Origin of the sequence: Alterinioella nitratireducens (genome assembly GCF_013155465.1) — a bacterium.
Lineage (GTDB): Bacteria > Pseudomonadota > Alphaproteobacteria > Rhodobacterales > Rhodobacteraceae > Alterinioella > Alterinioella nitratireducens.
Genome location: NZ_JABJVX010000024.1, coordinates 17,689 through 28,086, shown reverse-complemented (window position 1 = coordinate 28,086; position 10,398 = coordinate 17,689). Strand labels below are relative to the sequence as shown.

Below are 10,398 nucleotides of genomic sequence, written 5' to 3'. Positions count from 1 at the left end.
AAGTACGCACTCGATCACAAGTCCAGAAGATCAGAATTTCCTTGCAAACCGAGCGGCATCCACAAAAGAAGGTTGGATATCAGGCCCATCCTCTCCGCCACTTGCCCTCGCGAAAGCGTTCTCCCGATCCGGCTGCAGCCGGATTTTTCCGTTGTTTTCGGGGGTTATGCGGGTTGGGCTGTTAACCGGCCTACGCCCCGAAGGGCGGACACGCGTTCTCTCCGGGCCGATATTCTCCGGACCTGTTAACCGCCGCGCTTTCGGTGAACAGCTTTAAGTCATTGCTTACAAGTGATCTTTCGAAGTCCGTGATGCACGCGATTTGGAAAATCCATCTGGATGGCGGATGGAACAGAGATCGAACGCCGCCCGTTGCGCGCTGGTTCGGCTGCGGCTGGGACCAATCTCACCCCAGCCGCTGTTCGTGCTTTGTGCTGAGTCAACCGCGTGTTACCGTTGTGAAAAAGTGTGAGGCGAGCAGGTGGCCCAGAAGTCAGACATCGAATGGACGGACGCGACGTGGAACCCGGTGACGGGCTGCACCAAGGTCGGTCCCGGTTGTGACAACTGCTACGCCGAGCGGTTCGCAGAGCGCTGGCGTGGAATCCCTGGACACCCCTACGAGCAGGGCTTTGATCTGACACTCTGGCCGTCGAGGCTGAGGCAGCCCGTGCTCTGGAAAAAGCCGCGGATGATCTTCGTGAACTCGATGAGCGACCTCTTCCACAAGGACATCGACCGTACATTCATCGACGCGGTGTTCGACGCCATGGAGCTGGCGGACTGGCACGTCTACCAGGTGCTGACCAAGCGCAGTTCGCTCATGCGCAACTACGTTCGGAAGCGGTATGATGGAGGGCCGGTCCCTCGGCACATCTGGCTCGGCGTTTCTGTCGAGGACGCCGCGCACGCGAGCCGGATCGAGCACCTGAAGCAGATCAATTCCGACGCGCGCTTCATCTCGTTCGAGCCGCTGCTCGGACCGGTCGGGGATGTCGATCTGCAGGGAGTCGCTTGGGCCATCGTCGGGGGGGAGAGCGGGCCCCGGGCTCGGCCCATGGACGAAAGCTGGGCCCGCCAGATCCGGGACATCTGCGAACGTGACGACGTCGCTTTCTTCTTCAAACAATGGGGTGGCGCCCGTCCGAAGTCGGGGGGGCGTCTGCTCGATGGTGAGGAATGGAACGGCTTTCCGTGGCAAATCGTCCCGAAGCCGATCCTCGATCAGATTTCAGCGTGAACCATTTCGCACGGAGTACCGCCATCATTGAAGAAATCGCATATTGAAAATACGGTTGGCCCATGGGCTCGGCAAAAGCTCGATGGCCTCGAGGCATATCTTCACGCTTACACCATTGCGCTGAAGAAACAGTCCTTCGAACTGGTCTACGTCGACGCATTCGCCGGCGCGGGACGGTCAAGAATCCGTGACGCCTGGGCCGGTGCTGATGACGAAGACCTTCAGCTTCTTGATGACGAGTTCGTTCGGTCCGAGGAGCAGTTCATCGAAGGCTCCCCGCACCGAGCCCTCGCTCTCGAACACCCTTTCACCCAATATCATTTCTTTGACGCAGATGCAGGGCGCGCGGCCCTTCTCGAGGGCTTGAGGGCCGAGTACCCGGCTCGAAAGATCAGCGTTCAGGTTGGCGACGCGAACGAATTGATCCAGAAGCTGGTCCCGCGGATTGCGGGGCGGAACATGAGGGGTGTTGCTTTCCTCGATCCTTATGGCCCCCACCTGGACTGGCGAACCGTCGCAGCTCTGGGATCAACCAAGAAGTTTGAGGTGATCATAAATTTCCCGCTTGGAATGGCCATCAACAGATTGATCACGCGCTCGGGTGACATTCCCGAAACTTGGCGCGCTGGGCTGAACGGCTGCTTCGGCGGTGCGGACTGGGAGAGCCTCGTCTACGCAGAGCGCACCGACCTCTTCGGGGATACGACCCGCCACAAGGTTGACGATGCAGCCAAGCGGCTTCTTGACCACTACGTCGGCCGCCTGAAGACCTTGTTCGGCCACGCCGCCACACCGAGTGTCGTCAGGAACACGCGAGGTGTCCCGATCTACTACATGCTGTGGGCGGGGCCCCATCCCCTCGGGCACAAGATCGCCGACTACATCTTGGCGAAGGGTGATCGGATCATGCCACCAAAGACTCGGTCCGTTCGACGATGACCAGCTGGCGGCCCCGATTGCTAGCCGAGCCGGAACGCAGGCCTTGAAAGCATCCGAACGGCGAGACCGATCGAAAAGATCGCGTCGTGGCGCAGCAGGTCGTCCGCCGATCTGCTCTCATCGATGCTGCGACGATCAAGATTGCTGCCATCATCTACATGCCGGAAATGCGACAGCGGGTTTCGCAGCGCCATCATGCGTCGGAGGTCGGTGACGTCTTCATCACAGATTACCTCGCGCTCTCGGCAGCGGCGGAGGGTGTCGGCGAACTGGATGCGATCCGGAATGTCATCAACCAGAAGCCCGGCGTGAAGATATGCCGCCAGCAGATGCTCCACGAGCCCCTGACACAGCAGGATCGTCGCCGCATAGTTGCCGTGCACGAACGACGAACGCGCTTCGACCCAAGCGTGATGGGCCGCATGGCCGCCGAAAATCATCGTCCCCGATCGACCCATCTGGCCGCCCAGATCTGTCAGCATCCGGAAACGGCCGACCTTCCCTGGCAGGTCGTCATGAAGGTCGGCCAGCAGATGACGGACGAAGTCCAGATCCGAAAGGTCCGATAGCAGATCGGGCTGATCGTCCCGGCTCACAGTCACGCGGCCTTCGCCCCACCGTCGAAGATCTCGTGCAGCATGGCCGGAATCAGGGCCTCCACATCCTGCGCGGTGTTGGCGCGGATGGTGCGGGCTTCGTGCGCCTTCGCCTGAAGGCGGTCGAACCAGTGCTGCCGACCGATTGGTGGGACCGGCACTCGCAAGCTTTCGAGCTTCTTCAATCCCAGCGTCCGGTTCCGTCCCGCTCCGCCAGGAGATGCTTCACCCAGCTTCTGCAATCCCTCGGACGTCGAGAAATAGAAGCGCAGGAACTCGACGGTCGCGGTGTCCGGCGCGGGAACGCAGGTCAGGAACCTATGAGAGCCGACGCGGCCATCGTCTTCTGGCTGAGCGACGGCGACAGCGCCTTCCCAGGCAAAGACGATGTTGAACACGAGGTCGCCCGAGCAGATGCGGAACAGCTTCTTGTTGCCGACCTCAACGCCGGGCAGTTCGGGTTTGTGGAACGTGCCCCGACCGAATGAACGGACGCCGAGCTCCGGATAGGCAGCGTCGGAATCGATCTCGACCGGCCTGCGCACCAGCGGCGCGACCTCGGCCATGGGGCGCAGGGGGGCGCCGTCGATGGCGCGCTGGAAGGCTTTCAGCAGCAGCGCCTGCGTTTCTCGCTCGGCCGCCTCGATGGCGTTGCGGCGTTCGTCCACCAGTGCCGCGACCCTGTCGAGCTTTTCGACGACGCGGCGCTGCTCGTCGAGGGACGGAAGGGGTACTTGATACCCAAGGACATTGGCAGGCCGTACAGATGCGTAGTTGGTCGATCCGCGAGCCGCGATCTGCTCCAAAAAGGCCGGGGTCCGCGAATACCATTCGAGAAAGCTGCGCATAAGCCGACGCTCATCAACCTCGAAGAGAAAATAGTGGCTGCTGACAATCGCACCGTCTAAATCAGGTGGCACGATGCCGTATCCACCCATTTTTGCGTCAATCTCGGCAACCAGAAACTCCCCTGTGCGGCACACTTGCTGCTTCTTGGTCTTGATTTCAGAACCCGCAACACGGTCTCGAAGAACAATTCCACGAGCGGATGTTTGAACCCGACACCGAGCGTAGGTGACGTCGGGGCTGATCTCGATGAACTCCTTTCGGTGCGAAATCAATTTACCGAGTTCGACAAAAGGCCACGCCATCATACCCGCTCCGCCAGCACGGCCTTGATCTCGTCCATGATGCCTAGAATCCGCTGCTCCTGTGTGATGATCGCGTCCACGATCTCGGCCGGCGCTCGGTGATCGGCGACCTCGCCGGAATGGGGGTTCTTGATGTCCAGGTTGCAGGCGACGACACGATCCTGCTCGTCGCGCTGGATCAGCTCAGCGGCCGATACCTTCCAGGCGCACTCGTTCGGCTCTCGGTTCTTCCACCAGGCAAGGCAGTCCGCAAATTCGTCATAGGCCATTGGTGCGGTCTTCGAGTACTTCTTGCGGCCCTCCGGCAGCGGCATTTCGTAATACCAGATGTCCTTCGTCGGTCCGGTCGTGTCGAAAAAGATCAGGTTTGCCGGGATGTCCGTGTAGGGCGCGAAAACCCCTTCACGCAGCCGGACCACCGTGTGCAGGTTGAACTTCTCGAGCAGGTCCGCCTTGATCCGCGCCGAGATGCCATCGCCGAACAGCGTGCCGTGCGGGACTACGACGGCGGCCCGCCCGCGCCCGGCGCGCTTCAGCCTCCGCATGATCAGTTGCAGGAACAGCAGCGCCGTTTCGGCCGTGCGCCGGTCCTCGGGGAAGTTGTTGAGGATGCCTGCCTCCTCCTCGCCGCCGAATGGTGGATTGGTCAGGATGACATTGACCCGCTGATCCTCCCCGATCTCGGCCAGGCGGAAGCGAAGGGCATTGCCCGGGTCGATGCGCGGGGCATGCAGGCCGTGCAGCAGGAGGTTGAGCTGGGACAGCAGGAACGGCAGCGACTTGGCCTCGCCGCCGAAGAAGCTGTCTTCCTGGAGGATGCGTCGCTTCTCGACCGTATTGGCCTGGCGCTCAAGATGCAGGAAGGCCTCGGTCAGAAATCCCCCGGTGCCGCATGCCGGGTCGAGGATGGTCTCGCCCAGCTTGGGATCGGTCACCTCGACCATGAACCGCACGACCGGCCGGGGCGTGTAGAACTCGCCCGAGTCCCCTGCAGCGTCGCGCATCTCGCGCAGCAGCGTCTCGTACAGGCGACCGAGTGTGTGAACTTCTTCCGAAGAATCGAAATGGATGCCGTCGATAAGGTTGACTACGTCGCGCAGCAGGTAGCCGCTCTCCATTCGGTTGGCGAAGCCTTGGAAGACGGTTGCGATCACGTCGCGCCGCTCGCGCCGCCCATTGTCGCCGCGCAAGCCTCGGAGATAGGTGAAGAGCCCCGGGCCGCGTGTGCCGTCCGGGCGCTCGGTCATTTCGGAAACGAGGAACGACAGGAGGTCGGGACCGGTGATGCCATCGGCATCCGCCGCCCAATCGCGCCAGCGATAAGGGGCCTCGATGATCGAGCGATAATCCTTGCCCGCAAGTTCTGCGCGTCCCTCTTCGATCCGCTCCATGTCGTCGAGGAACTTCAAGAACATTATCCAGGTGAGCATCGGCAACCGATCAAGGTCGCCGTTCAGCCCCTTGTCCTTCCGCATGATCTTGCGGGCAGACTTGATGATGCTGTCGAGACGCTGGGCAGTGGTCAGTTGCTTCGGCGCAGCCTTCTTTCGGGCGGTTGTAGCCAAGATAGAGCTCCTTCAATTCAAGCGGTGTAGAGCAGACGCTGCAGCTCGGTGACGGCGCTGCGCAGCTCCTTGCCCCCGCCGAAGCGGGCGGCGATTTCTATGACGTTGCCCCACTCGTTGAACGGGGGCACTTCCAGGATGTCGGGCAGCTTGAACTGGGCACTGCCATGTTCGGCATACTTTTCAAGCACGGCATCCAGAACTTCTCGGGCGTCCGGCCCAAAGCGGTCCAGAAACTCGTCCTGCTCCCTCACCAGACGGTCAGCGCGCTCGCGCCGGGTGCGCAGCGGCGCATTATAGGCGAGATGGCATAGGAGATCGAACGGGTCGGCCTCCGGCTTTCCGACTGCATCAGCCAAGGAATCGAGGTCGATGCCCTTTTCCTCAAGCCGCTCGACGATTTCCGCCCGGCGTTCGGGATCGAGCCAGTCCGTGCGCAGTTCCGACGCATTGGGGTAGAGTGTGCGGACCTTGTCGCCAGTGTAATCGGTGAGCTGGCGGCAGGCGAGTTGCCGCCCGTCAGAATCGAGTTCGTACACGAGGTGCCGGACGATCGCGACCTCGCCGCCGTCGACATAGAACTTGCGGGGCCCGTTCTCGCCCTCGTCCCCCAGCTCGACCGGTCCATCCGGGATATCGGGCCCTTCAGGAAAATCGTCCGGATCCGGCGCCACTTCTTCGATCTCGCGCTCTTCCACGATGTCGCCGTCCGCATTGATCACCGCTTCGTCCTCGCGGACGGGATCGCCGTCAAAGGCGGGATCGGCGAACATGCGCGTCGCGGTTCCGGTGTAGTCGATGATGTTGAAGGCGAGCTTGCCGTAGTCGGGCCGGAGACGGGTGCCCCGTCCGATAATCTGCTTGAACTCCGGCATGGAGCCGACGACCCGCGCGAGCACCACGTTCTTGCAGGTCGGGGCGTCCACGCCGGTCGTGAGAAGCTGCGACGTGGTGAGGATGACCGGCGTCTGGGTCTCGACATCCTGGAACTTCGCCCTGTGCGCGCTTCCCACATCGCCTTCGTCGGACGTCACACGGCAAACGTAGTCGGGATGGTCCTTCACGAGATCGGTGTTCAGGGCGGCGAGCGCCTGCCGCATTTCGAGCGCGTGTTCCTGGTCGACGCAGAAAACGATGGTCTTCGCGAAGCGGTCGGTCTCGGCCATGAAGCCCGCGAGGTGTCTCGCAATGGCCTGAGTTCTAGCCCGCAGCGCCACGACCCGCTCGAAGTCCCGCGTCGAGTATTCGGCGTCGGGTATCTCGCGACCATAGCGATCAAGTTCACCCCGCGTTGGTCGCCAGCCGGCAGCGTCGTAGTCCGATATGACGCGATGGACGCGATACGGGGCCAGGAAGCCGTCAGCGATGCCCTGCGCCAGGCTGTATTCATAAAGCGGATCGCCGAAATAGTTGTAGGTGTCGACGTTATCCTCTCGCCGCGGCGTCGCTGTCATCCCGATCTGGGTCGCAGGTTCGAACCACTCGAGGATCTCTCGCCAGTTGCTGTCGTCGCGCGCACTGCCACGATGGCATTCGTCAATGATGATGAGATCGAAGAAGTCGCGCGCGTACTCTCGGTAGAGGCCGGGACGGTTCTCGTCACGCGCGATGGACTGGTAGATCGCGAAATACATGTCGCGGCTCTTGACCGCCACGCCGCCAGCTATCTTGTGACGGGCGTCGCCAAACGGGCTGAAGTCTTTTGCCATCGGATCGTCGACCAGGACGTTGCGATCAGCGAGAAACAGGATCTTCGGGTTTCGGTTGACCCCTTTTGAATTCCAGCGTGCTGTCCATAGCTTCCAGCAGATCTGGAAGGCGACGGCAGTCTTGCCCGCTCCGGTGCACAGTGTGAGGAGGGCCCGCTTCCTGCCCTGAAGGGCCGCTTGGACCGCGCGGTTCACCGCGATTTCCTGATAGTAGCGAAGGGGTTTGGCTCGGTCTGGAAAGGTGGGCGTCAGCAGCCGTTCGGCCACTTGGTCGTCGACAATGCCCTCGGCGCGGCGGAGCCGAGCCCAAAGGTCATCAGGCGCCGGGAAATCCGAAATCGTTCGCTCGATGCCGGTCGTGTAGTCGAACTCGACAATCTCGATCCCGTTGGTCGAATACGCGAACCGAAGTCCAAGGATTTCTGCATATTCCTTGGCTTGTTGGAGGCCCTCCGCGGCGTGCCGGTAGCGGGATTTGGCCTCAACGACGGCGATAGGGAAATCCGGATTATATCGGAGAAGATAGTCTGAGCGCTTCTGCTTGCCACGGCGAGCTTTGCCGCCGACAAATACAACTCGGCCGTCAGTAAAAGTTCTCTGCTCGTTTATCGCGTGCGGACGATCATCCCAGCCTGCTTCCTGCAGCTTCGGGACGACGAACTTTCTGCAGGTATCGGCTTCGTTCATGCGCAATCTACTTCGCCCGGTTTCGACATGCCATCGCGCAGCAAACGGCTTGTCAAAGAACTCGGCTCAGATCAACGCGCAATTCTTTGGTTTGGCAGCTCTTTCGCCTGACAACGGCTCGGAGAAGCTACAGCGTGGCCGACTGATGCCGCAAGCCTTATTCCGTCCCTGGCAGCAAGGACTCGCGCTGCTTCGACCATTCATCGGGGATCTGCACTCGCAGCGACTGAAGCGTCAGGCCCGGGGGATGCCGTGCGTCGAGTATCGCCTCGACGAGATCGGGCGCAAGCTGCGTCAGCCGAAGCACACGCGTTAGGTAGGAGACAGCGATGCCCTCCTGTGCGGCGAGGTCGGCTACCGTGGCAAAGTCACCGTTGTCGAGCATCCTCTTCCAGCGGAACGCGCGCGCAAGCGCCTTGATGAGCGTATCGTCCGGCCTCCCGCGCGCTTGGGTACCTGATGGCCGCTGCATCTCTTTCCGCCCGCCGCGCTTCACGATGCGGAATGGCACGTGGATTGTAACCGTCTCGGGGACCGCCGTCGCGCGGGTCATGCCGCTGCTCCGATGCTGCCAGACAGCATCTCGCGCGCGAGCCCTCCGAGGCCGTCCATCCGGAGCCGGAAGTTGAGCCCGTTCGTGCCGATATCGACGCGCTCGACCAGCAGCGTGACTATGCGCGCCTGCTCGGCGGGGAAGAGTTCGTCCCACAGCGGGTCGAGCTGCTGCAAGGCCGCGCGTGCGTCGGCCTCGGAGATTTCTTCGGCGTAGGCACGCGCCGCCTTCCACGTCCCCGCCACGATCTCTGGCTGGCGGAACACGGCGCGGAGCTGGTCGATGACAGCGCCCTCGATCTCGCCCGCAGGCACGCGGCCGACCGGACACGAACCAGCACCATGCTTCAGCACGGTCTGACTGACATAGTAGCGGTAGAGACGATCCCCCTTCCGAGTATGCGTCGGTGAGAACGCGGCGCCATCGGGCCCGAACAGCAGCCCCTTCAGCAGCGCGGGCGTGTCGGCGCGGGTGCGGGCCGCGCGCTTGCGCGGGCTCTCCTGTAGGATGGCGTGGACGCGGTCCCAAATCTCGGGATCGATGATGGCGTCGTGCTCGCCGGGATAGTTGTCGCCCTTGTGGACCGCCTCGCCGATGTAGGCGCGGTTGCTGAGCATGCGGTAGATGTACTTCTTGTCGATCCGGTTGCCGCGCGGCGTCCGGAGGCCGCGCGTGCCGACTTCCCGCGCCAGTTCCGTGCAGGACCCGATCTCGAGAAAGCGGGCGAAGATCCAGCGCACATGCGCAGCGTGCTCTTCGTCGACCACCAGCTTCCGGTTCTCGACACGGTAGCCGAAAGGCGGCACCCCGCCCATCCACATGCCCTTCTTCCGGCTGGCGGCGACCTTGTCGCGGATCCGCTCGGCCGTGACCTCGCGCTCGAACTGGGCGAAGCTGAGCAGGATGTTCAGGGTCAACCGCCCCATCGACGTGGTCGTGTTGAAGGACTGCGTGACCGAGACGAACGTCACGCCATTGCGGTCGAACACCTCGACCAGCTTGGCGAAGTCGGCCAGGGAGCGGCTGAGGCGGTCGATCTTGTAGACCACCACCACGTCGACCAGCCCGTCCTCGATGTCCTCCAGCAGCCGCTGCAGGCCGGGGCGATCCAGCGTGCCGCCGGAGATGCCGCCGTCGTCATACTGATCGCGGACGAGTACCCAGCCCTCAGACCGCTGGCTGGCGATGTAAGCCTCGCAGGCCTCGCGTTGGGCGTGGAGCGAGTTGAACTCCTGCTCCAGTCCTTCCTCGGAGGATTTCCGGGTGTAGACGGCACACCGCAGCTTGCGGACGACCTTCGATTTATCCGGCGGCTTCGTCACTTCCGCCCCCTGTGGTTCTTGAGCCCGAAGAACACCCAGCCGTTCCAGCGCGTGCCGGTGATCGCGCGGGCGATCGCGGACAGCGACTTGTACGGCCGCCCCTGCCATTCGAAGCCGTCGGCAGTAACGGTGACTATCTGCTCGACGCCCTGCCATTCGCGCAGAAGGCGCGTGCCTGTGATCGGGCGGTCGCGATCGGCGCGGATGCTCCGCTTCGCCCGGTCGCCGCCGTCCAGTTCCTCGCCCAGCCGTTCCAGCCGCCGGATCGTCTCCGGCTTCAGCCCGCCATAGGCGAGTTCCTGGATGCGATAGGCGATGCGGCTTTCGAGATAGCGGCGGTTGAACGGCGGCGGCTCGCTGTCGAACAGGTCGCGCCACTGTTTCTTCAGGTCGGGCGTCGACGTGGTCTTGAGCGCGGCAAGGCGCGCGGGGATGGGATCGGGCTTGTTCATGCGTTTCTCCGTTGAGTTGGAGTTGCATGACGGCATTGGTCGGGCGGATAGTGTAGGCAACTTTCTCCAGTATCGTCAGATACTTCGCCGGTCTCCCGCATCCGCAACCGAAGCAGCCCGAGCGCCAGCAGGCCGCACAGCTCGGCGCGGCGCTCTGCGGGCGTCATCTGGTCGGGCGGGAGCG

9 protein-coding genes are annotated in these 10,398 nt (G+C 62.6%); 2 read left to right on the top strand and 7 right to left on the bottom strand.

Translation table 11 applies throughout. From position 1 onward, the window contains the following. Positions 1-481: 481 nt before the first annotated feature. Positions 482-1,240, top strand: coding sequence for a DUF5131 family protein (locus HNS34_RS19465; RefSeq protein WP_172321751.1), 759 nt, complete (start codon positions 482-484; stop codon positions 1,238-1,240). A gap of 27 nt (positions 1,241-1,267) precedes the next feature. Next, positions 1,268-2,179 carry a three-Cys-motif partner protein TcmP gene (locus tag HNS34_RS19460; protein WP_172321750.1) on the top strand — a complete coding sequence of 304 codons (912 nt, stop codon included), beginning with the start codon at positions 1,268-1,270 and terminating at the stop codon, positions 2,177-2,179. Between the two features lie 20 nt (positions 2,180-2,199). On the opposite strand, the gene HNS34_RS19455 is transcribed toward HNS34_RS19460, so the two are convergent. From HNS34_RS19455 to HNS34_RS19425, 7 genes are all read right to left on the bottom strand, one after another. Beyond that, positions 2,200-2,775, bottom strand: coding sequence for a hypothetical protein (locus HNS34_RS19455; RefSeq protein WP_172321749.1), 576 nt, complete (start codon positions 2,773-2,775; stop codon positions 2,200-2,202). Between the two features lie 2 nt (positions 2,776-2,777). Next, positions 2,778-3,926 carry a restriction endonuclease subunit S domain-containing protein gene (locus tag HNS34_RS19450; RefSeq protein WP_172321748.1) on the bottom strand — a complete coding sequence of 383 codons (1,149 nt, stop codon included), beginning with the start codon at positions 3,924-3,926 and terminating at the stop codon, positions 2,778-2,780. Beyond that, positions 3,926-5,491 carry a class I SAM-dependent DNA methyltransferase gene (locus HNS34_RS19445; protein WP_214647550.1) on the bottom strand — a complete coding sequence of 522 codons (1,566 nt, stop codon included), beginning with the start codon at positions 5,489-5,491 and terminating at the stop codon, positions 3,926-3,928. The genes HNS34_RS19450 and HNS34_RS19445 overlap by 1 nt, the downstream gene beginning before the upstream one ends. Positions 5,492-5,508: 17 nt before the next feature. Then, positions 5,509-7,887, bottom strand: a complete 2,379-nt coding sequence (gene hsdR, locus HNS34_RS19440) for an EcoAI/FtnUII family type I restriction enzme subunit R (protein WP_172321747.1) — start codon at positions 7,885-7,887, stop codon at positions 5,509-5,511. A gap of 157 nt (positions 7,888-8,044) precedes the next feature. After that, complete coding sequence (locus tag HNS34_RS19435; protein WP_172321746.1) at positions 8,045-8,440, bottom strand: hypothetical protein; 396 nt, start codon at positions 8,438-8,440, stop codon at positions 8,045-8,047. Next, positions 8,437-9,762: a recombinase family protein gene (locus tag HNS34_RS19430; RefSeq protein WP_172321745.1), complete on the bottom strand. Its 1,326-nt coding sequence runs from the start codon at positions 9,760-9,762 to the stop codon at positions 8,437-8,439. The genes HNS34_RS19435 and HNS34_RS19430 overlap by 4 nt, the downstream gene beginning before the upstream one ends. Next, complete coding sequence (locus tag HNS34_RS19425; protein ID WP_172321744.1) at positions 9,759-10,214, bottom strand: DUF2924 domain-containing protein; 456 nt, start codon at positions 10,212-10,214, stop codon at positions 9,759-9,761. Before HNS34_RS19425 ends, HNS34_RS19430 begins: the two co-directional genes overlap by 4 nt. Positions 10,215-10,398 lie beyond the last annotated feature (184 nt).

Coding starts and splice junctions, on each gene's coding strand:
- HNS34_RS19450 (WP_172321748.1), bottom strand. CDS start 3,926: ATGGCGTGGCCTTTTGTCGAACTCGGTAAATTGATTTCGCACCGAAAG.
- hsdR (WP_172321747.1), bottom strand. CDS start 7,887: ATGAACGAAGCCGATACCTGCAGAAAGTTCGTCGTCCCGAAGCTGCAG.
- HNS34_RS19435 (WP_172321746.1), bottom strand. CDS start 8,440: ATGACCCGCGCGACGGCGGTCCCCGAGACGGTTACAATCCACGTGCCA.
- HNS34_RS19425 (WP_172321744.1), bottom strand. CDS start 10,214: ATGAACAAGCCCGATCCCATCCCCGCGCGCCTTGCCGCGCTCAAGACC.